We start from the raw sequence: 21,734 nt of genomic DNA on the forward strand, positions 1-21,734 counted from the left end.
ATGCCAAAACGACCAGATATTCAGAAAATCCTCGTAATCGGATCAGGACCGATTGTAATCGGACAAGCAGCGGAGTTTGATTATGCTGGTACACAGGCATGTCTTGCCTTGAAAGAAGAAGGCTACGAAGTCATCCTCGTCAACTCGAATCCGGCCACCATCATGACAGATCCGACGACGGCGGACCGTGTCTATATCGAACCGCTCGAACCAGAATTCGTCGAGCGAATCATTCGGCAGGAACGTCCGGATGCACTCCTTGCCACGCTTGGCGGGCAGACGGGTTTGAACTTGGCTTTTGAACTCGACAAACGGGGCGTCCTGCGGGATTGTGGCGTGGAACTTCTTGGAACAAAATTGTCTGCGATCGTTCAGGCGGAGGACCGGGAACAGTTCCGTAACTTGATGTTCGAACTCGGTCACGGCGTACCTGAAAGTGAGATCGTCCATACGCTCGAGTCTGCCTGGGGATTTGCGGAACGGATCGGATACCCGATCATCATCCGACCTGCGTACACGCTCGGGGGAACTGGTGGCGGGATTGCCCATGACCGGGAATCGTTCGAGCAAATCGTTGAATCTGGATTAAAGGCGAGTCCTGTTACGCAAGTCTTGTTGGAGAAATCGATTGCCGGGATGAAAGAAGTCGAGTTCGAGGTCATGCGTGATTCGAGTGACCAAGCCATCATCGTCTGTGCGATGGAAAACTTTGACCCGGTTGGAGTCCACACCGGTGACTCGATCGTATTCGCCCCTACGCAGACGCTATCAGATCGGGATTATCAGATGTTACGCAGCGTCTCGCTCGATATCATTCGGGCACTCGGTATTGAGGGTGGGTGTAACATCCAATTCGCACTCGACCCAGACAGTTTCACGTACTATGTCATCGAAGTGAATCCACGTGTTTCACGGAGCTCAGCGCTCGCATCAAAAGCGACAGGCTATCCGATTGCCAAGCTTGCTGCGAAAGTCGCTGTCGGTTACAAGTTGTCAGAACTAAAAAACCCGGTCACAGAGACGAGCTACGCCTCGTTCGAACCGGCGCTCGATTACGTCGTCGCTAAAATCCCACGCTTCGCCTTCGATAAGTTTGAGTCCGCGGATCGCCGCTTAGGCACACAAATGAAGGCAACGGGTGAGGTCATGGCCATCGGTCGGAATTTAGAAGAGGCTCTGCTAAAAGCGGTTCGCTCGCTTGAACTGGGTATGGAAGAACTCCACCTTCCACAACTTCAAGCATTAGACACAGAACAGCTCGAGAATGGACTCATTCATCCGACAGACGAGCGTTTGTTCATCGTCTATGAGGCCCTTCGTCGCGGATACACGGTAGAAACGCTACACCAACTGACAAAAATCGATCGATTCTACTTACAGAAATTGAACCGGATCTGGCAGGCAGAGCAACAACTGATCAAGGAGCCGTTGACGTCAGAACGTCTACTGGATGTGAAACGTCTAGGGTTCAGTGATGTGGCAATCGCCCGTATGCTGTCGATGGATACAGAAGCGGTTCGCACGAAACGGAAAGAATGGAGCATTCGTCCCGTCTATAAGATGGTCGATACGTGTGCGGCCGAGTTTGCTTCTGAGACACCATACTTTTATGGGACATATGAAGTGGAGAACGAAGCGGTGAAGACAGACCGGGAGTCCATCCTCGTCCTTGGATCAGGTCCGATTCGAATCGGACAAGGTGTCGAGTTCGACTATGCGACCGTTCACTCAATCGAAACGATTCGAGATGCAGGATATGAAGCCATCATCATCAACAACAACCCAGAAACGGTCTCGACAGACTTCTCCATCTCCGATCGATTGTACTTCGAACCGTTGACGACAGAAGACGTATTAGAGGTCATCGAGAACGAAAACCCGCTAGGTGTCATCGTCCAATTCGGTGGACAGACTGCCATTAACTTGGCGGCATCGTTAGAAGCGAACGGCGTGAAAATTCTTGGGACGACGCTGGAAGATATCGACCGTGCCGAAGACCGAAAGGCGTTCGAAGCCACATTGTCAGCGGAACGATTGGCTCAACCACCAGGAAAGACTGCGACAAACGTGGAAGAGGCTGTCACATGTGCGAATGAGCTCGGCTATCCGGTACTCGTTCGACCATCGTACGTCCTCGGTGGACGGGCGATGGAAATCGTGTATGAACAGTCAGAGCTCGAGCGGTACATGCGACATGCGGTCATCGCCTCGAAAGATCGACCGGTTCTCATCGATCGCTACTTGACAGGAATTGAGATTGAAGTCGATGCCATCTGTGACGGGACGGACGTCTACATCCCAGGGATCATGGAGCATATCGAACGTGCCGGCGTACACTCAGGCGATTCCATTGCCGTCTATCCGCCTCAACGACTCAGTGAAGAACTGAAACAAAAAGTCGTCGATTATACAATCAAGTTAGCGAAAGCGTTCCGCATCAAAGGCCTTCTCAACATCCAGTTTGTCTATGCGGATGACCTGTATGTGATCGAGGTAAACCCACGTGCGAGTCGGACGGTCCCATTCATCTCGAAAGTAACGGGGTTACCGGTCGCACGGATTGCAACACAAACGATTCTTGGGACGAGTTTAAAAGAACTAGGTCTTGGGACAGGCATTCATCCTGAGTCGGACAGTATTTCGGTCAAAGTACCGGTCTTCTCGTTCGCGAAATTGAAAGAGGTAGACCCATCGCTCGGTCCCGAGATGAAGTCGACAGGAGAGGTCATGGCGACAGACCGGACGCTCGAAAAAGCGCTCTATAAAGGGCTCGTTGCAGCAGGGATGAACATCGCCTTGAAAGGGAACGTGCTCATGACGATTGCCGACCATGACAAAGACGAGGCCATCGCCTTGGCGAAACGATTTGACCGCCTCGGTTTCCGCCTCATGGCAACGAGTGGGACGGCTGATAGTCTTGAAGTGGAACAGATGCGTGTTCGTCGAGTCGGGAAAATTCAAGAAGACGGTGAGACGATGCTCAGTGTGATCGAGCGGGGAGACGTCGACTTGATCATCAATACGACGAGCCGCGACGCACTCGTCACGAAAGACGGGTTCTTGATTCGAAGAACGGCCGCCGAACAGGGCACGCTTTGCCTGACCTCGCTCGATACGGTCGAAGCCTTGTTACAAGTCATTGAAAGCCTGTCGTTCCAGACGGTCAGCATCCCGGCATTCACAACGTTCGGGGTGATGGTATGAGACATGACGTGACGATTGTGAGCAACCGGCAAATCGCCAAAGCGACGATGGAAATGAAAGTACGTTGCCCTGGGGTGGAGGTCGCCCCTGGGACATTCTTTCACATCAAGACGTCCGGTCTGTTACGTCGGCCGTTATCGGTGGCGAACGTCGAGGGGGACGAAATCACCTTCTTATACAAAGTGATTGGGGAAGGGACAACTGAGCTGGCAGGGAAACGAGTGGGGAACACGCTAGACGTCCTTGGTCCGCTCGGGAACGGTTTTCCACTGGCGCAACATGGAAAGCGAGTCGTCCTGGTCGGAGGTGGGATTGGGGTCCCACCGCTTTACTACGTCAGACGTCGACTACATGAGATGGGGATTGAAACGATTGCAATTCTCGGGTTTGATTCAAAAGAAAGCGTCTTTTATGAAGAAGCCTTTCGTGAACTTGGTGAGACGATCATCACGACAGTAGACGGTACTCACGGGGAGCTTGGCTTCGTCACTGGCCCCCTCGCACGCATCCAAGCCGATGTGTTGTTCAGTTGTGGTCCGGAAGCGATGTTAAAAGCAGTCGCCGCTTCACCAATTCCTGAACGATATCTCTCGATCGAGAATCGGATGGGTTGTGGCATAGGTGCTTGTTTTGCCTGTGTCTGTCAAGCGCCGGACGGCTATGTGAAAGTCTGTAGTGACGGTCCGGTATTCAATGCGGAAGAGGTGCTGTTATGAGATTGAATGTCGAGTTACCAGGTCTTCGTTTAAAAAATCCAATCATTCCGGCTTCCGGATGTTTCGGATTTGGGGAGGAATTCGCGAAGTTGTACGACCTCTCGATTTTGGGAGGGATCATGATCAAGGCAGCGACGGAGGAGTCGAGATTCGGTAATCCGACCCCACGTGTTGCCGAAACGGCACAGGGTATGCTCAACGCGATCGGTCTTCAAAATCCGGGAGTCGATGCGATCATCGAAGAAAAGTTACCATTTCTCTCGACGTTCGACACGGAAATCATCGCCAACGTTGCCGGTTCGACGCCAGATGAATACGTGGAAGTCGCCCGTCGAATCAGTGCCGACCCGACGATTAAAGCCATTGAATTGAACATCTCGTGTCCGAACGTGAAATGTGGAGGCATGCAGTTTGGGACGGACCCGGTGATGGCCGCAGAACTTACACGACTCGTCAAAGCGGCTTCAAGTAAGCCGGTCTATGTCAAACTGTCTCCGAACGTCACGTCAATCACCGACATGGCGCGAGCCGTCGAAGCAGCCGGGGCGGACGGCTTGACGATGATCAACACACTCGTAGGGATGCGAATCAATATCGAGACAGGTCGACCGATTTTAGCGAACCAAATCGGTGGGTTATCCGGTCCAGCCATCAAACCGGTAGCGGTCCGGATGGTGTATGAAGTCGCACAAGCGGTCGACATTCCTATCATCGCCATGGGCGGGGTTCGGACGGTCGACGATGTGCTCGAGTTTATTTACGCGGGGGCTTCTGCCGTTGCCGTCGGGACGGCGAACTTTGAAAATCCATACGTCTGTCAGGAAATCATTGAAGCGTTACCGGCACGACTTGATTCACTCGGAATCGAACATATTTTGGATGTGAGGGGGAAGGCCTATGCGCAACTTGTATCTCGCCCTTGACGTTGAAACGCGGGACGAAGCGTTTCATTTGTTAAAACGATTTTCAAACCGACCGGCTGTCAAAGTCGGGATGGAACTCTTTTATCGGGAAGGCGCACGCTTTGTCGAAGAATTGGTCGACGAGGGTTATCCGGTCTTTCTAGATGTGAAAGTACACGATATCCCGGAGACGGCACGCCGTACGATGCGACAAATCGGAAAGCTCGGGGTGGCTGTGACGAATGTCCACACATTAGGCGGCGAAAAGATGATGCGTTATGCGTTAGACGGGTTACGTCAGGCAAACGATACGACTCGATTGATCGGGGTCACACAGTTGACGTCGACAGATGAACGAATGATGCAGACAGAGCTCGGGATTGCTGGACGACTCGATCTAGCCGTTCTCAGACAAGCGACACTTGCGAAGCAGGCAGGACTTGACGGAGTAGTCGCATCCGTTCAAGAAGCGAAAGCGATTCATCAAAAACTAGGGAACACGTTCATGACGGTCACACCTGGCATCCGACTCGATGCAACCGAGGATGATCAAGTCCGTATCGCGACGCCACAGGAAGCGAGATTGGCGGGCGTTCACTCAATTGTCGTCGGCCGACCGATTACACGTGCGACTGATCCGATGGCCATGTACGACCAATTTATGAAGGAATGGGGACAAATGAATGAAACAAATCGCTGAGGCACTTTTACAGATTGAAGCCGTCACACTATCACCGACTGAGCCGTATACATGGTCGAGCGGATTGAAGAGTCCGATCTACTGCGACAATCGACTCACACTCAGTTATCCGAAAGTGCGTCAAGTCATCGTCGATGGATTGGTGAAGTCAGTGAATCCGACCGATGTCGATGTGATCGCAGGGACGGCCACGGCAGGTATCCCTCACGGGGCATTGCTCGCTGACCGACTCGGGCTTCCATTCATTTATGTCCGTTCGAGTGCAAAAGGGCATGGGAAAGGCAATCAAATTGAAGGAAGACTCGAGGCAGGCGCTCGAGTACTCGTCATCGAGGATTTATTGTCGACCGGGATGTCGAGTATCGATGCGGCGAAGGCGATTCGTCAGGCGGGTGGTGACGTCATTGGGATTCAAGCCATCTTCTCGTACGGATTACCGGTTCTTCAGAAGAATCTAAGCGATGCAGATCTGACGGCAACATCGTTGACAACGTTCTCAGAATTGATTGAAGTGGCAGAGAGTACGGGCGTTCTAAACCGTTCGGAGCTCGATTCGCTTCGCGACTGGCAAGAAGATCCTCGTGCCTGGAGCGACCTCGTCACCTCTTAAGAATCCACCTTCGGGCGGATTCTTTTTCGATTCGGCATATGTCATACTTCATGGTAAAATAACGGAAGTGATTCGAAAAGGAGAGGCATATGGCGTATTCAAGAAGCAAAGAGAAGACATGGAACGCACGATTTCGTGCAATTCCAAAACATCGTAAAGTCGCCTTCGGTCTCGTCTTGATAATCATCCCAGCGCTCTTTTTAGTGAATTTATTTGTGTTCAGCCATTTATTAGCGCTAGGAGACCAGTATGAAGACCGATATCAAATGAAGAAATTGCGACTCGAAACAGACCATGGGAATGTGGAATTCGTTCGTAGTCCAAATGAAAAGGTACAGATTGAAGTGATGCAGACTAATTCGAAAGAACGCCGCATCAAAGTCAAGTCAGTCGGGGATACCATCTACGTCGTCGAGCGATATGGATGGTTCAGCTATTTCGGAAGTCGAGCGAGCGATGAACCGTCGCGCTATAAAATTAAAGTCGCTTTGCCGAGCTCGATGACATCGGTTCATCTGGGAGCGGAGCAGGTGACAGGACAAGGATTAAATGCGAAGACGATTGTTATGGATGTGAATGCCGTCAATTTGAAACAGATTGATAGTGATCGTCTACGGATTGAATCGAAAAGCGATACGACTATCGAATCGGCACGACTTGTGAACGGTGACATTCGCTCTTATCGTCATGCGACCGTCAGCGATGTTGTCGTCAATCAAGCGATGACCATCCAAACGGAAGCTGGGACGCTTAGTTACGCGCCGAAACATGCGACAGGACAAGTGAACGTGACGACGACCGGAAAAGTCTCGAGTAGCGACCGTTACGAAGAAGTCGAACCGGGTGTGTATCAATTGTCGACATCGAATCGACCGGTGGTGGAACTGATTTCTGAGACAGGAAAGGTCGAACTCAAATGAATGGACAACGATACATCCCGAAAATCGGGTTACGTACGTTAAAAACTGGAATTGCCGTCGCCATCACCGTCGCCATCTCGTGGTATATCTTCGGGATTTATTCAGGGATGGGAGCCATCGCAGCAGTTGTGGCGATGCAACCGACCGTCAAGCGATCGTCTAAAATCGTATTCAGTCGCATATTCGGAACGGTCGTCGGTCTTATGTGCGGGCTCTTCATCGTCTATTTGTTCGGTGTCAATCCGCTCTCGATTGGATTAGCCGTCATCGTTTCGCTCACGCTTAACACGACGTTCGATAAAACCCACATGTCGACGTATGCGGCATTTGCCATCGTCATGATGCTCGAAAGTCCTACATCGGACTTCTTCCATTATGCGTGGACCCGTTCTCTATTAACGGCGGTTGGTGTATTCGTTTCACTCGGTGTCAATTACGCGTTCATGCCTCCTCGTTATGAGGACCGGTTATTGAACGAGGTACGTAAGACTTCTTCTTACTTGTTCCATCACTGGCGAGAGCTCGTCGGTTCCCCGGCAGAGCTGCTAGAAACGCGAGCCCGCATCCTTGGCCATCAGGAGCTTCATATGATGCTCCAAGAGGACATGAAAGTGACGAACGTCAAATTGAAATATATGACGATCAAACAATACCGTTTGTTGATTCACCTTGAAGACAAGCTGGTCTTGTTGCTAGAGAGCCTCGCCGAGCATCGAGAAGCTTTCCTGTTGATGAGCGAGGAAGAGCGTCAGGCATTTGAGTCAGAATTTTTATATTTACTAGCGCATCATCACGACATTCTCTATACATGTGACAAGCCCTATTCGCTCTTCAAACTTCCACATGAAGATTTATCCGTTTCAGAAATTTTACACGGGCATTTGCTCGACTATCATGAACAGCTCGAGGCGTTTAAGCATGATCCGAAAATCTGAACTCTATACGTAGAAGACCCGCCATGATCATGACGGGTCTTCATGTTTACGATTGTTTCAATGACTTCATCAATTGCTCATTCGGAGTCACGTAGACGGTCTGTTGATCTGTATAGATGACAAATCCCGGTTTCGCACCGCTCGGTTTTTTCACGAAACGGGCGCGTGTGTAATCGACAGGTACGCCACTTGATGCACGTGCCTTCGAGAAGTAGGCGGCGACTGATGCGGCTTCTAGTAATGTCGTCTCGTCTGGTTCCGTCGAGCGGATAATCACGTGAGACCCAGGAATATCTTTGACATGAAGCCAAATCTCATCACGTCGTGCGAACTTGAACGTCAGATGGTCGTTTTGCGTATTGTTCTTCCCGACAAAGAATTCTGTTCCGGTCGAGGACGTGTACGCTTCAAGCGAAATTTTCGGATTCGCTTTTTTCTTTTGACGTTTTTGACGGATGTAGCCTTCTTCTGCAAGTTCCTCGCGAATCTCAAGAAGGTCGGACGGGGAAGCGACGTCGAGTTGGGCGATGAGCGTCTCTAAATATTCGATTTCTGCATCGTTCAACTCCATCTGTTTCTTCACTTCGACTTTGGCTACTTTTAGTTTGTTGTATTTCTTATAGTATTGCTGCGCATTCTCATTCGGTGTTTTGAGTGGGTCGAGCGGAATGGAGAGGATTGCACCGTTCTCGTCATAATAATCGACGACTTCGGCGACGCGCATCCCTTTTTCGAGTTGGAATAGATACGTCGTCAACAGCTCGCCGTATTTTTGTAACTCATCCGCCCGCTCCGTCGCCTTCATGTCGTCTAAGAGACGACGCCGTTTTAATTGATTCTTTTCGAGTTCTGATTTAAGGAGACGTTCGACATCGTGCGCTTGTTGTCTCACACGGTCACGGTTCGCTTTTTCATAGTAGAAACGGTCGAGCACTTCTTTACTCGATTCATACGTTTCCTCGGTTTCGATGTCCCCGGCTGTCAATGCAATCGGAGCGAATCGTTCTTTACCATTCGCAAGTTGTTGGAAAACGTAGGGACCATCGAGTTGACGAAGGACGTTCTCAAATGCTTGCTGTAAGGAATCTCGATTCGGCGTTTTTGCGAGATGAACCACTTCCTGTGCGATTTGCGGACTGACACCGGCGAACGTGGAGACTATCTGTTTATCGAGCTTGCCGGCGTTCCAATCGATTCGTTTCAATCCTTCTGTCATCTCGGTCAATGGATCGAACTTATGTTGTTCCGGAGGAAGGAGATAGTCACTACCCGGCATGATGGTCCGATACGTGTTTTGAGAAGGAGGTAGATGCTTGATTGCATCTAATATTTTGCCTTCTTCCGTCGTCAAGACGACGTTCGAGTGGCGCCCCATCAATTCGATGTATACTTTCTTCGATTCTTCATCGCCGAGCTCGTTACGAGAGCGGACCGATATGACGATGACACGGTCCCTTCCGATTTGTTCGACCGCCGTGATGAATCCACCTTCCACATGTTTGCGGAGCATCATGCAAAACATCGGCGGTTCTTGTGGGTTTTTAATCGGTGTATCCGTCAACTGAAGACGGGCATACATCGCGTTTGCTGATATCAAGAGTTGCGCGTTCTGACGATTCGAGCGAATTTGAAGCATCAAATCGAGCGAATACGGTTGATGTACCTTGTTGATTCGCCCTCCGACGAGCGATTGTAATTCTTGTACGACACGATATGTCATTAATCCATCATAAGCCAATGATCTCATCACCTTTGTTCATTTTCTGTCTCTACGTTATCAGAAAAACAGAAAATATGGTACGATGGAGTAGGAAATCCGAACTTCTTCTTGCCGGGACAATTGATTGACTGCTATTATAATTAAATGTGATGTTAGAAGATGGAGGGCTTGCAGTGAATTTTAAAGAACGAGGATTATTAATCGTTTTGTCTGGACCGAGCGGTGTCGGAAAAGGGACCGTTTGCCGTGCTCTTCGCGAGGAAGAGGACAACAACCTTCAATATTCGGTGTCGGCGACGACCCGAAAACCACGTGAAGGGGAAGTTGAAGGAGTGCATTACTTCTTCAAATCGAGAGAAGAGTTCGAACGGATGATCGAACAAAAAGAACTGCTTGAACATGCCGAATTTGTCGGTAACTATTACGGGACGCCTGTAGAGTGGGTGCGTGAAACGCTCGAAAGCGGCCAAGATGTCATTCTTGAAATTGAGGTGCAAGGGGCGTTCCAAGTGAAGGAACTTCTCCCAGAAGCCGTCTTTTTATTCTTGGCACCACCAAGTCTTCAAGAACTTCGCAATCGTCTCATCGGACGAGGCACGGAGTCAGAAGAAGTCATTAAGCAACGCCTGCTCGTCGCGCGTGAAGAAATCGAGTTGATGGACGCCTACGATTATGTCGTCACGAACGACGAGGTCGACAAAGCCATCGATCGAATTAAAGCGATCGTGACAGCCGAGCATTGTAAACGTGAACGTGTTGCGTCACTCTATAAAAAAGCCATGATGGAGGTCATTTAATGTTATACCCTTCGATTGATGCCTTACAACGTACTATCCCGTCAAAATACACGATCGTTACGGTCGCTGCAAAACGGGCGCGTCAGATTCAAGATGGAAAAGCACCGAAAGTCGCCGAGCCAAAATCATATAAGCCGGTCGGTCAAGCGTTAGAAGAACTATTTTCGGGTGATACGACAATCATCGTGAACGAAAAAAACAACGGATGAAGTGTGACCCAAGTCGTTTGCGACTTGGGTCTCATTGTCTATAAGGGGGAGTTTGGGAATGGTGAAGGATCGTACTATTTTATTATGTGTGAGTGGTGGCATCGCCGCCTACAAGGCGTGTGCGCTCACATCGAAATTGGTTCAAGCCGGAGCGAATGTTCGCGTCGCGATGACGAAATCGGCGGAACAATTCGTAGGTCAGGCGACCTTCCAGGCGCTCAGTCGCAACCCGGTCTATACGGACGTTTTCGAAGAGCATGACCCGACAAAGATTGCTCATATCGATGTCGTCGACTCGAGCGATTTGATTGTCGTGGCTCCGGCGACGGCAAATACGATCGCAAAATTGGCGAACGGGATTGCGGATGACTTCATTACGACGTCCGTTTTGGCTGCGAAATGCCCGGTCATCATCTCACCGGCGATGAATGTGAACATGCTCGAACATCCTGCCACTCAGCGGAACATCGAGACGTTAAAATCATACGGCTATCAGTTGATTGAACCCGGTGTCGGCAACTTGGCTTGCGGATGGATTGGCGGGGGACGTCTGCCCGAACCGGAAGACTTAGTTCGCATCATCGAAAGCCAATTCGTTCCGAAACTATATCTTGGAAAAGATGTCTTGATCACGGCTGGCCCGACTATCGAACGCATCGACCCCGTCCGTTACTTATCCAATGATTCGTCAGGGAAAATGGGCGTCGCACTCGCTGAGGTGGCTCGTGACATGGGTGCCCATGTCACGCTCGTCCACGGGCCGCTCCAAGTTCCTGTCCCGGAAGGCGTGACAGCGGTTCCCGTCAAGTCAAGTGAGGAGATGCTGCGCGAAGTGACAAGCCGTTTTGAGGATTCAGACCTCGTCGTGAAATCAGCGGCAGTTGCGGATTATCGTCCAAAAACGATTCATTCGGAAAAACATAAAAAAGTCCACGGTCCACTTACGATTGAACTTGAAGAAACGACAGACATTTTAAAATCACTCGGTGAGAAGAAGACCCATCAAGTGTTGGTCGGATTTGCTGCTGAGACGGAACGACTCGAGGAGCACGCGGCAGCTAAGCTGAAGCGAAAAAACGTCGATTACCTTGTGGCGAACGATGTGTCTGGCAGTGACGTCGGATTCGGGGCGGACGACAATGAAGTCGTCTTGTTCCAAGCTGACGGGACGTCACTTAGACTTCCGAAACAATCGAAGAAAGCGTTGGCGTTCGAGTTGCTCACACATTTTAAGGAAGCGGTCCAATGATTGCACATGTACATGTCGATGCACCGGTGATCACGATTGACCGTCCGTTTGATTATGAAGTACCTGAACAATTTGAAGCTTTGATTGAACCGGGCATGCGCGTCTCCGTCCCATTCGGCTCACGACGTCTCCTCGGAATCGTTGTTGGTACGTCAGATGGGATGAGGGAAGGATTGAAACCGTTAGAAGCGCTGTTAGATGAAGAGTCTTCACTCACTGACGAACTGCTCGCTTTATCCATCCATGTGAAAGAGACGACACTTTGCTTTCGTTCATCCGCCCTGCTTGCGATGCTTCCGGCCGCGCTCAAGGTCAGTTATGACAAAGAAATCAAAGAAGGACAAGTCCCTGATGGGGTCCGCCTCGGAACGCATTTATCGGAGTATCCGAAAGAAGTTCAGTCAGTCATTCTAGGACTCGCTAAAAAAGGGGAGCTGACCTTAGCACCCGTCTTAAAAGAAAAGAAGACCGTTAAGACCGACGTCGTCGTCGAACTCCTCGATGCGACAGTCGTCTCGAAACGTGCGAAAAAACAACTAGAAGCGGTCCGCCAACTTGAGGAGACCCCACGCATGTATTGGTCGGCACTTCGCCAAATTGGGCTGACTCGCCCACAACTGCAGAAACTTGCGGAACTCGGAGCGGTTCGATTGACCGAGGTCGAGTTGAATCGTGACCCGTACGCGACAATCGAGCAAGTCGAGGAATCGGTTCAATTGAACGACAGTCAAGCCAACGCGGTTCGGGCCATTCATGAGGCTGACGCGGGTGAGACGTTACTCGTCCACGGTGTGACGGGAAGCGGGAAGACCGAAGTCTATTTAGAGTCAATCGGACAAGTCATCGATGAAGGGAAACAAGCCATCTTACTCGTTCCCGAAATCAGTTTGACTCCGATGATGGTCAAACGCTTCAAACGTCGTTTCGGCAATCGGGTCGCCGTGCTGCATAGCGCTCTGTCTAAAGGTGAGAAGTACGACGAGTGGCGTAAGATTAAACGAAATGAAGTCGACGTCGTCGTTGGTGCCCGTTCTGCAATCTTTGCCCCGCTCGACCGACTCGGTCTCATCATCTTAGATGAAGAGCACGAGACGACGTACAAGCAAGAGGAAAATCCTCGTTATCATGCGCGCGATGTTGCCATCTGGCGGTCCCGCTATCATGGGTGTCCCGTCGTGTTGGGCAGTGCGACCCCTTCACTTGAATCGTATGCTCGGGCACAAAAAGGCGTCTATCACTATTTGCATTTGAAAGAACGGTATGGTGGAGAGATGCCACCGGTCCACATTATCGATATGCGCCGTGAATTGGCGAAAGGCAATACGACGATGTTCTCGGAAGAATTGTTCCAAGGGATTCTCGACCGGATCGAGAAAAAAGAGCAGTGCGTCATTTTATTGAACCGTCGTGGATTCACGACGTTCGTCATGTGCCGGGACTGCGGGGAAGGCATGACATGTCCGCATTGTGCCGTCAATTTGACATATCATCAATATGGAGATCGGTTGAAGTGTCACTACTGCGGTTACGAGGTCGGTATGCCTTCGACGTGTCCATCCTGCAATAGTAAGAAAATCAAACAGTTCGGGTCGGGCACACAAAAAATCGAGACGGAACTGTTGAACCGGATTCCAGAAGCGCGCATCATCCGAATGGACCAGGATACGACGTCTCGAAAAGGTTCACATGAGCAGTTGTTGCGTCGTTTCGAAGAAGGGGAGGCCGACATCTTACTTGGCACGCAGATGATTGCCAAGGGGCTCGACTTCCCAAACGTCACCCTCGTCGGGGTACTCGCGGCGGATGCGACACTCGGGATGCCTGACTTTCGGGCGACCGAACGCACCTTCCAACTTGTCACGCAAGTGGCAGGAAGAGCCGGGCGCGGAAAACTTCCGGGTGAGGCGTTCGTCCAAACGTATAACCCGGACCATTATGTGATCGAGACTGCGAGTGAACATGATTATGAGACATTTTTCGACAAAGAGATGGGACTCAGACAAGTCGGAAATCATCCTCCTTACTGGTTTTTAACGCTCGTCACGTTTTCGGCGGAAAATCCCCTTGTCGCCAAGGCCGAGGCAGAATTGTTCGCATCAGACTTTTTACAAGCGCACGTGGAGAATAGTCGCTTGAATGGACCGATGCCGGCACCGTTATCGAAATTGAAGAACGCCTATCGTTATCAAGTATTCATTAAAACAAAACAACCCGAAGCACTCTATGTGGAGCTGGCACGATTACAGCAAGCGAGAGCCAAAGCAATCAGCAAGAAAGAATATCAAATGAGTATCGATGTGAACCCATACGTATTCATGTGAGGTGGAGAGACATGTATAAAGTAGTAGAAGTACCTAATGACATTTTGCGCGTAACGTGCGAACCAGTGACAAAGTTTGATAAAAAATTGCGTCAGACTGTCGACCGATTGTTTGATACGATGTATGAGTATGACGGAGTTGGTGTCGCGGCACCGCAAGTCAATTTGAACCAGCGGCTCGCGGTCGTCCATACCGATGATGAGACGGGACCGCTCGTCTTGATCAACCCGGAAATCATTGAAACATCCGGTCGAGAAGTTGGACTAGAGGGATGTTTGAGCATCCCAGGCGAATTCGGATTCGTGGAACGACACGAGTCGATCGTCGTCAAGAATCAAGATTTGAAAGGGCGGACACATACGATTCAAGCGAGCGGCTTTTTCGCTCGTGCGATTCAACATGAGATGGATCATTTGGATGGCGTCTTGTTCACAGACAAGCTCGCCGTCCCGAACCCTGGAAAAGACAAACGCATCGTCTTCATGGGGACGCCGACGTTCGCCGTATCGGTACTTGAGCGACTGCTTGAAGAAGGATACAATGTCGTAGGTGTCGTATCGCAACCGGATAAACCGGTCGGGCGAAAACGTGAACTTAAGCCGACTCCAGTAAAAGAGTGTGCGCTTCGTCACGGTATTCCCGTGTTGCAGCCTGAAAAAGTGCGCACAGACTATGCAGAAATTTTAGAGCTGAAGCCTGATTTGATTGTGACGGCGGCGTACGGACAAATCGTGCCGACCGCCTTACTAGAAGCCCCACCTCACGGAGCCATCAACGTACATGCCTCCCTCCTTCCGAAATATCGCGGAGGTGCCCCAATTCATCAAGCCATTCTTGATGGGGAGTCGGAGACTGGTGTGACGATCATGTACATGGTCGACAAGTTAGATGCAGGGGACATGATTGCCAATACCATCGTACCTATCGAAGAGACGGATACAGTCGGGTCTTTATTTGATAAACTGGCTGTAGCAGGAAGCGATCTTCTCATCCGTACGCTTCCGGCCTTCTTGGAAGGGTGGATTGAGGCGGTGCCTCAAGACGAGCGAGACGTGACGTTTGCTCCGAACATCAGCCGTGAGCGTGAACAGATTGATTGGACGAAGCATGGCGAGTCCATCTACAACCATATTCGAGGAATGAATCCATTCCCGACGGCCTATTCAACGCTTGAAGGCGAACGAGTGAAATTGTTCATGGGAGAAAAAACGACAGGAACGGGACAGTCGGGAGAAGTCATTCGTCTGGAAGAAGACGGATTTGTCGTGGCGACAGGGAACGACGTCGCAATCAAAGTGACCGATTTGCAACCCGCAGGTAAGAAACGGATGGATGGTGCAACCTTCATGCGTGGCGCCGGACAAAAGCTACGGATTGGCGACCGATTAGGAGGAACTCATGAACGTACGTGAAGCAGCGCTTGATACGCTGATGAAAATTGAACAGGGCGGCGCGTATTCGACGATTGCCGTCAATGATACATTGAAACAAAAAAAAGTTGCCCCAAAAGATGTCGGTCTCTATACCGAACTCGTATATGGGACGCTCAGTCGCAAAGGGACGCTCGATTATATTTTGAAAGACCGTATCCGTTCGCCGAAGAAGCTAGATAAGTTTGTCCTCCCGCTTCTTCGGATGAGCGTTTATCAACTCTTCTATCTTGATAAAGTACCCGACCGGGCCGTCCTACACGAGGCGGTCGAAATCGCGAAGAAACGAGGTCATCACCTCGGAACGAGCAAATTCGTAAACGGGGTGTTACGAAATGTGCTTCGGGAAGGGTTTCCGGACTTTAGTGGCTTGACCGATGCAGAACGAATCGCCATCGAGCACAGTCATCCGGAATGGCTCGTATCAGATTGGATTGAGTTATATGGTGTGGAAACGGCAGAAGCGATTTGCCGATTAAACAATGAACCTGCTCCTGTTACGATTCGGGTCAACCGAAAGCGTATTTCAGTGGATGAGATGATGAACCGGTTGGCTGACGCTGGCGTCATGACGTCACGTTCTGAACTATCTGCTGATGGACTTGTCGTAGAGTCTGGTAATGTCCATGCGACCCCGTTTATCGAGGAAGGCCTTCTATCGATTCAAGATGAGAGCTCCATGATTGTCGCGGATGCACTCAACGTGTCGAAAGACGATGTCATCCTAGACGCATGTGCCGCGCCAGGCGGCAAGGCGATGCATACGGCAGAGCGAATGCAAGGTGGATCGCTCACCGCGCTTGACCTTCATCCACATAAAGCAAAATTGATTGATCAACAAGCCAAACGTCTACACATCAATGGAGTGACCGCACTTGCCCTTGATGCTCGTTTAGCAGGTGAACGGTTTGAAGAAGAAAGCTTTGACCGGATTCTTTTAGATGTCCCTTGTTCGGGCCTTGGCGTCATTCGTCGAAAGCCGGATATTAAATGGACGAAGGACAAAGCTCAACTCGAAAACTTACCAAAGATACAAAGACAAATCATTGATGCCGTATTGCCACTGCTCAAACCAGGTGGTACGCTAGTTTACTCGACATGTACAATCGACCCGTCTGAAAATGAGACGCAGGCTGACTATATTCTGTCGAAAGGGTTGATGTGGGACGAAACGCTCAAAGGTCGTCTCCCACAATCTGTTCGTCCGATGATGGAATCGGACCGTGCTGAACTAAAATTATTACCGACGACATTCGGGACCGACGGCTTCTATATCGCCGCATTTAAGAAAGAGGTATAAAACATGAATCCAAAAGCAGTAGAAAAGAATCCACTCGTAGGCGCAAAACCGTCACTCTATTCGTTGACGTTTCCAGAACTTGAGGCATGGGTGATCGAGGCAGGAGAAAAGGCATTCCGTGCGAAACAATTATATGATTGGATGTACGTCAAACGGGTCACGACTTTTGATGATATGACCAACGTTCCGAAAGCGCTTCGAGACAAATTAGAGGCATCGTTCCAATTGACGACGTTAAAAGAATTGGTCAAGCAGGAATCCCAAGACGGCACAATCAAGTTCTTGTTTGAACTTCAGGACGGGTACTCAATTGAAACGGTACTCATGCGTCACGAATACGGAAACTCGATTTGTGTCACGACACAAGTCGGTTGCCGGATCGGATGTACGTTCTGTGCCTCGACACTCGGTGGCTTGAAACGAAACTTAGAAGCCGGGGAAATCACAGCTCAAGTGCTCGACGTACAACGTGCATTAGACGCGACAGAAGAGCGCGTCGACTCTATCGTCGTCATGGGAATCGGCGAACCGTTCGATAACTACGATGAGTTAATGCGTTTCTTACGTACTGTCAACCATGACAATGGACTCAACATCGGAGCACGACACATCACGGTATCGACGAGTGGGATTGTTCCGAAGATTTACAAGTTTGCCGATGAAGGTATGCGAATCAACTTCGCCATTTCACTTCACGCACCGACGACGGAATTGCGTACCAAGCTCATGCCGATCAACCGTGCCTTTGACTTGGACAAGTTGATGGATGCGGTCCGTTATTACACAGAGAAGAGCGGACGTCGCATCACGTTTGAATATGGACTCTTTGGTGGTGTCAACGATACGGAAGAATATGCCCATCTCTTGGCAGACCTGTTAAAAGGAATCAAATGTCACGTCAACTTGATTCCCGTCAACCATGTACTCGAACGTGACTATGTACGGACACCGCGAGCTCAAATCTTTGCCTTCGAAAAAGTGCTCAAAGACCGCAATGTGAACGTGACAATCCGTCGCGAGCAAGGGTCGGACATCGATGCCGCTTGTGGACAGCTTCGAGCGAAGGAGCGCGAACAAGAAACGAGGTAATCAGAAAGATGGAATTAGCATTTCGAACAGATCGTGGACAAGTACGCACACAAAATGAAGATGCAGTTTTAATCTTAGGTGATGCCATAACCGGGATTGCCCTGGTTGCAGACGGAATGGGTGGGCATGCAGCGGGAGAGGTTGCGAGTCAAATCGTGATTGAAGAGTTTAGACGGGCGTTCCCGTCTCTCCCGACAACCCCTATCGAAATCGAACGATGGTTCCGCCACCACATCGATTTGGCGAACGATCAAGTGTTGCAATTTGCGAAGCAGTCCAATCTTGTCATGATGGGAACGACTGTGGCAGCTGTTTGTTGGAATGAAGAGACGGTGGTCATCGTCCATATCGGAGATAGTCGCGTCTATGCGCTCCAGGCGAATGAGTTAAGACGTCTTACGGAGGACCATTCTTACGTCAATGTGCTCAAACAACTCGGTGAATTGACGGAAGAAGAGATGCGGGTTCATCCGAAACGAAATGTCATCACCCGGGCAATCGGTTCAAGCGAACAAGTCGAACCTGACGTGCAAGTGCTCGCTGACCCTGAGTTTGATGTGATTTTAATTTGTACGGATGGATTGACGACACACATGACCGATGTGGCGATTCAACACGTATTACAACAAACGGCATCCGCCGAACAAAAAGCGGAGCAACTCATTGCAGAAGCCAATCAATTGGGAGGGAGCGACAATATCACGGTCGCCCTCGTTCAATTCACAGATAGAAAGAGAGGATGAATCCGATGCGAAGCGGAGAACGAATCAACGATCGTTATCGGATCGAACAACAAATCGGCAGCGGAGGCATGGCAAATGTCTACCGGGCTCATGACGAGATCTTAAACCGAACCGTCGCCATCAAGGTGTTGCGATCTGAATTCTCACATAACGAACAATTTATACGTCGGTTCGAGCGAGAAGCCCATGCGGCTACGAGTCTGAACCATCCAAACATCGTGGCGATCTATGACGTCGGCGATGAAGAAGATTTGTACTATATCGTCATGGAACACGTCGATGGGGTGACGTTAAAACAATACTTGCAAGAGGAATACATATCTGTCGATGAAGCGCTACGCATCATGGGACAGATTTGTGATGCGATTGACCATGCCCATGCGAATCGAATCATTCACCGTGATATCAAGCCGCAGAACATGATGATTGATCAGCACGGTAACGTGAAGGTGACTGATTTTGGGATTGCCGTGGCGATGTCGAATGCGACGTTGACGCATACGATGTCTGTGCTGGGCTCGGTCCATTATTTCTCACCTGAGCAAGCACGCGGTAAATTTGCTGATGAAAAGTCAGATATTTATTCGCTCGGTGCCGTACTGTACGAATTGTTGACAGGTCGTGTCCCGTTCATTGGCGAGACACCGGTCGCCGTTGCGCTTCAACATTTGCAAGATGACCCGATTCGACCGATGGACTTGAATCCGAATATTCCACAGGCACTCGAAAACTGCGTCATGCAAGCATTGTCGAAGTCACCAGGTGCCCGTCATGTTTCGGTCGCAGCCTTTAAGAAAGACTGCATGACGGCATTAAGCCGTGAACGCGCCAATGAGCCGAGACGTGTTCCGGCCAGTCAGGATGAGTTCGATCAAACGCTCGTCATGACACCGGTCATACCTGAAGAAAAACCAGAGACGCCAGTAACACCGACTCCGGTCACAGCGTCTAGTGAGCAAGAACCTGAAGCGGTGACTCCAGTCAAAAAGAAGAAACGCAAATGGTGGATTTGGATTTTACTCGTGTTGATCCTGATTGGAGGGAGCATTGCGGCATACGTGGTCGCCGATGAAATGTCACGAGCCATCGTTCCGGATGTCGTTGGAATGAGTATCGGAGATGCCACTTCTGAACTTGAGAATGCCGATTTCGTCGTCGAAGTGACGGAGCGGGCGAGCGATGACGTCGAAGAAGGTGAGGTCATTTCGCAAAACCCACAAGAAGGGCGTAAACCAAAACGAGGCACGACGGTGACCATCGTCGTTTCGGCCGGGAAAGAAACCGTCGAAATGCCGAATGTGGAGGGATTGTCCCAAACAGCAGCTGAACGCATGTTAAAAGATCTGGCGTTCAGTGACCTTGAAATCAAAACAGAAGCTTCGGAAACAGTCGCTAGCGGAGATGTGATTTCGCAATCGCTCGACCCAGGCGAGGAGGTCGTTCCTTCAGAAGTGACGGTGACGCTCGTCGTGTCGACAGGAAGCAACAAAGTCGAACTGTCGAATCTCGCGGGATATACGTTTGATGAGGCATCGACTTATGCCGATCAAAACAAGTTAAAAATCGTGAGACGGGATGAGTTTTCGACAAGTGTTCCTAAAGGTCAAATCATCCGTCAACTTCCAACGGCGGGTACGGCAGTCGATCCGGGAACGGAACTTACGGTCATCGTATCGGAAGGGGTTGAACCGACGGACGTCTCCATCGAACGTGAAGTGAGCGTCGAAGTCGAGCAACCGGAAAAAGACAAGAAACCGAAAGCCGTGGAGGTCGTGATTCGTACGGTCGATGCGCGTGGTGAAATTGAAGTGTTACGGGATAAAATCACAGAGACGACAACATACTCGTATACGCTCGTCATTGCTCCGGACGAAGTCGGGACCGCAACGATTGAAGTCGATGGTGAGATCGTCCGAACGGATTCAGTCACATATGCACAGGCCAAAGAGGCACAATAAAGAGGTGACGGTGTCGTCACCTCTTTTTTAAGGGAGGTAGTCATATTGAAAGGAACGATTATTCGTTTACAAGGCGGGTTTTATGATGTGATGACCGAGTCGAATCAAGAGATTCGGTGTCGGGCGAGAGGGAATTTTCGGAAACGAAACATCTCACCTGTCGTCGGCGATGACGTTGTCATTCAAGATCAAGAAGATGGGACAGGCTATATTTTAGAGGTGGAGGAACGTCAAAACCATCTCGTCCGCCCACCAATCGCCAACATCGATCAGGCATTTCTACTTTTTTCTGTGAAAGAACCGGCGTTTTCTTATCATTTGCTTGACCGATTCCTCGTATTGATCGAATCCAAACAGATTCATCCAATCATCGTGTTAACGAAGATGGACCTACTCAGTGAAGAAGAGACCGGACCGATTCAAGAAGCGGTCGCCCGCTATCGTGCCATCGGATATGACGTGATTGAAACGTCGACGGAGCTTTCGGATGGGGTCGATCAAGTACGGGGACTCTTCAAAGAGAAGACGAGCGTGTTTGCCGGTCAAACAGGTGTCGGGAAGAGTTCGCTTTTAAACGCAGTCGCGCCTGAACTCGAATTGGCCACAGGGAAAATTTCCAAATCACTCGGTCGTGGGAAACATACGACGCGTCACGTCACGCTCATTCAATTGGCCGACGGGCTTGTGGCGGATACGCCAGGATTTTCTAGTCTCGAGTTTCCTCAAGAACTCGAGGCGGATGAACTAAGATGGTGCTTCCCAGAATTTGTGGAACGTCACGACGATTGCAAGTTCCGGGGATGCGTCCATATCAATGAACCGGGCTGTGCCATTAAACAAGCCGTAGAAGATGGCAAAATTGCTTCAACTCGTTATGAGAATTATGTTACCTTTATGGAGGAATTAAACGATCGTAAACGGAGGTATTGAC

The 21,734-nt window shown here is 50.1% G+C and carries 18 protein-coding genes; 17 read left to right on the forward strand and 1 reads right to left on the reverse strand.

Annotation, left to right across the window (positions count from 1 at the left end; genetic code table 11):
* The 7 genes from carB (at position 1) to KNO78_RS02250 (ending at position 7,987) form a co-directional block, all read left to right on the forward strand.
* On the forward strand, positions 1-3,204 hold the full coding sequence (carB, locus tag KNO78_RS02220; protein WP_159562063.1) for a carbamoyl-phosphate synthase large subunit: 3,204 nt from the start codon (positions 1-3) through the stop codon (positions 3,202-3,204).
* Positions 3,201-3,920: a dihydroorotate dehydrogenase electron transfer subunit gene (locus KNO78_RS02225; protein ID WP_214691077.1), complete on the forward strand. Its 720-nt coding sequence runs from the start codon at positions 3,201-3,203 to the stop codon at positions 3,918-3,920. Before carB ends, KNO78_RS02225 begins: the two co-directional genes overlap by 4 nt.
* Positions 3,917-4,843 carry a dihydroorotate dehydrogenase gene (locus tag KNO78_RS02230; protein ID WP_214691076.1) on the forward strand — a complete coding sequence of 309 codons (927 nt, stop codon included), beginning with the start codon at positions 3,917-3,919 and terminating at the stop codon, positions 4,841-4,843. Before KNO78_RS02225 ends, KNO78_RS02230 begins: the two co-directional genes overlap by 4 nt.
* Complete coding sequence (pyrF, locus tag KNO78_RS02235; protein WP_214691075.1) at positions 4,818-5,522, forward strand: orotidine-5'-phosphate decarboxylase; 705 nt, start codon at positions 4,818-4,820, stop codon at positions 5,520-5,522. The genes KNO78_RS02230 and pyrF overlap by 26 nt, the downstream gene beginning before the upstream one ends.
* The gene (pyrE, locus tag KNO78_RS02240) at positions 5,506-6,132 is read left to right on the forward strand and encodes an orotate phosphoribosyltransferase (protein ID WP_214691074.1); all 627 of its coding nucleotides are present in this window, start codon (positions 5,506-5,508) and stop codon (positions 6,130-6,132) included. Before pyrF ends, pyrE begins: the two co-directional genes overlap by 17 nt.
* An 89-nt stretch (positions 6,133-6,221) precedes the next feature.
* A complete protein-coding gene (locus KNO78_RS02245) occupies positions 6,222-7,052 on the forward strand; it encodes a hypothetical protein (RefSeq protein WP_074037301.1) in 831 nt (276 codons plus the stop codon).
* Entirely contained in the window at positions 7,049-7,987 is a 939-nt protein-coding gene (locus tag KNO78_RS02250; protein WP_074037299.1) for an FUSC family protein, read from the forward strand. The genes KNO78_RS02245 and KNO78_RS02250 overlap by 4 nt, the downstream gene beginning before the upstream one ends.
* Positions 7,988-8,033: 46 nt before the next feature.
* Here KNO78_RS02250 and KNO78_RS02255 read toward each other — a convergent pair whose 3' ends face one another.
* Positions 8,034-9,725: an Rqc2 family fibronectin-binding protein gene (locus KNO78_RS02255; protein ID WP_214691073.1), complete on the reverse strand. Its 1,692-nt coding sequence runs from the start codon at positions 9,723-9,725 to the stop codon at positions 8,034-8,036.
* A 131-nt stretch (positions 9,726-9,856) separates the two neighbouring features.
* Here KNO78_RS02255 and gmk point away from each other — a divergent pair, with 131 nt between their 5' ends.
* Genes gmk through rsgA form a run of 10 tightly spaced genes read left to right on the forward strand, consistent with a single transcriptional unit; the run spans position 9,857 to position 21,733 of the window.
* Positions 9,857-10,504: a guanylate kinase gene (gene gmk / locus KNO78_RS02260; RefSeq protein WP_031421596.1), complete on the forward strand. Its 648-nt coding sequence runs from the start codon at positions 9,857-9,859 to the stop codon at positions 10,502-10,504.
* Positions 10,504-10,713: a DNA-directed RNA polymerase subunit omega gene (gene rpoZ / locus KNO78_RS02265; RefSeq protein ID WP_015881337.1), complete on the forward strand. Its 210-nt coding sequence runs from the start codon at positions 10,504-10,506 to the stop codon at positions 10,711-10,713. The genes gmk and rpoZ overlap by 1 nt, the downstream gene beginning before the upstream one ends.
* Before the next feature lie 58 nt (positions 10,714-10,771).
* Complete coding sequence (coaBC, locus tag KNO78_RS02270; RefSeq protein ID WP_214691072.1) at positions 10,772-11,962, forward strand: bifunctional phosphopantothenoylcysteine decarboxylase/phosphopantothenate--cysteine ligase CoaBC; 1,191 nt, start codon at positions 10,772-10,774, stop codon at positions 11,960-11,962.
* A complete protein-coding gene (priA, locus tag KNO78_RS02275) occupies positions 11,959-14,283 on the forward strand; it encodes a primosomal protein N' (protein WP_214691071.1) in 2,325 nt (774 codons plus the stop codon). The genes coaBC and priA overlap by 4 nt, the downstream gene beginning before the upstream one ends.
* Positions 14,284-14,294: 11 nt before the next feature.
* Positions 14,295-15,695 (forward strand): methionyl-tRNA formyltransferase, encoded by a 1,401-nt coding sequence (fmt, locus tag KNO78_RS02280; protein ID WP_159562071.1) that lies wholly within the window; start codon positions 14,295-14,297, stop codon positions 15,693-15,695.
* Positions 15,682-17,013 carry a 16S rRNA (cytosine(967)-C(5))-methyltransferase RsmB gene (rsmB, locus tag KNO78_RS02285; RefSeq protein ID WP_214691070.1) on the forward strand — a complete coding sequence of 444 codons (1,332 nt, stop codon included), beginning with the start codon at positions 15,682-15,684 and terminating at the stop codon, positions 17,011-17,013. The genes fmt and rsmB overlap by 14 nt, the downstream gene beginning before the upstream one ends.
* A gap of 3 nt (positions 17,014-17,016) precedes the next feature.
* Entirely contained in the window at positions 17,017-18,102 is a 1,086-nt protein-coding gene (gene rlmN, locus KNO78_RS02290) for a dual-specificity RNA methyltransferase RlmN (RefSeq protein WP_214691069.1), read from the forward strand.
* Positions 18,103-18,110: 8 nt separating this feature from the next.
* Positions 18,111-18,845: a Stp1/IreP family PP2C-type Ser/Thr phosphatase gene (locus KNO78_RS02295; protein ID WP_214691068.1), complete on the forward strand. Its 735-nt coding sequence runs from the start codon at positions 18,111-18,113 to the stop codon at positions 18,843-18,845.
* Between the two features lie 5 nt (positions 18,846-18,850).
* A complete protein-coding gene (pknB, locus tag KNO78_RS02300) occupies positions 18,851-20,803 on the forward strand; it encodes a Stk1 family PASTA domain-containing Ser/Thr kinase (RefSeq protein WP_214691067.1) in 1,953 nt (650 codons plus the stop codon).
* Positions 20,804-20,845: 42 nt separating this feature from the next.
* Positions 20,846-21,733, forward strand: a complete 888-nt coding sequence (rsgA, locus tag KNO78_RS02305) for a ribosome small subunit-dependent GTPase A (RefSeq protein WP_047795432.1) — start codon at positions 20,846-20,848, stop codon at positions 21,731-21,733.
* Position 21,734 lies beyond the last annotated feature (1 nt).

Origin of the sequence: Exiguobacterium sp. s132, assembly GCF_018617235.1 — a bacterium.
Classification (GTDB): domain Bacteria; phylum Bacillota; class Bacilli; order Exiguobacteriales; family Exiguobacteriaceae; genus Exiguobacterium; species Exiguobacterium profundum.

Excerpts from the sequence above, each read along its gene's own strand:
- carB (WP_159562063.1), top strand. The coding sequence starts at position 1 with ATGCCAAAACGACCAGATATTCAGAAAATCCTCGTAATCGGATCAGGA.
- KNO78_RS02225 (WP_214691077.1), top strand. The coding sequence starts at position 3,201 with ATGAGACATGACGTGACGATTGTGAGCAACCGGCAAATCGCCAAAGCG.
- KNO78_RS02230 (WP_214691076.1), top strand. The coding sequence starts at position 3,917 with ATGAGATTGAATGTCGAGTTACCAGGTCTTCGTTTAAAAAATCCAATC.
- pyrF (WP_214691075.1), top strand. The coding sequence starts at position 4,818 with ATGCGCAACTTGTATCTCGCCCTTGACGTTGAAACGCGGGACGAAGCG.
- pyrE (WP_214691074.1), top strand. The coding sequence starts at position 5,506 with ATGAAACAAATCGCTGAGGCACTTTTACAGATTGAAGCCGTCACACTA.
- KNO78_RS02245 (WP_074037301.1), top strand. The coding sequence starts at position 6,222 with ATGGCGTATTCAAGAAGCAAAGAGAAGACATGGAACGCACGATTTCGT.
- KNO78_RS02250 (WP_074037299.1), top strand. The coding sequence starts at position 7,049 with ATGAATGGACAACGATACATCCCGAAAATCGGGTTACGTACGTTAAAA.
- gmk (WP_031421596.1), top strand. The coding sequence starts at position 9,857 with ATGTTAGAAGATGGAGGGCTTGCAGTGAATTTTAAAGAACGAGGATTA.
- rpoZ (WP_015881337.1), top strand. The coding sequence starts at position 10,504 with ATGTTATACCCTTCGATTGATGCCTTACAACGTACTATCCCGTCAAAA.
- coaBC (WP_214691072.1), top strand. The coding sequence starts at position 10,772 with ATGGTGAAGGATCGTACTATTTTATTATGTGTGAGTGGTGGCATCGCC.
- priA (WP_214691071.1), top strand. The coding sequence starts at position 11,959 with ATGATTGCACATGTACATGTCGATGCACCGGTGATCACGATTGACCGT.
- fmt (WP_159562071.1), top strand. The coding sequence starts at position 14,295 with ATGTATAAAGTAGTAGAAGTACCTAATGACATTTTGCGCGTAACGTGC.
- rsmB (WP_214691070.1), top strand. The coding sequence starts at position 15,682 with ATGAACGTACGTGAAGCAGCGCTTGATACGCTGATGAAAATTGAACAG.
- rlmN (WP_214691069.1), top strand. The coding sequence starts at position 17,017 with ATGAATCCAAAAGCAGTAGAAAAGAATCCACTCGTAGGCGCAAAACCG.
- KNO78_RS02295 (WP_214691068.1), top strand. The coding sequence starts at position 18,111 with ATGGAATTAGCATTTCGAACAGATCGTGGACAAGTACGCACACAAAAT.
- pknB (WP_214691067.1), top strand. The coding sequence starts at position 18,851 with ATGCGAAGCGGAGAACGAATCAACGATCGTTATCGGATCGAACAACAA.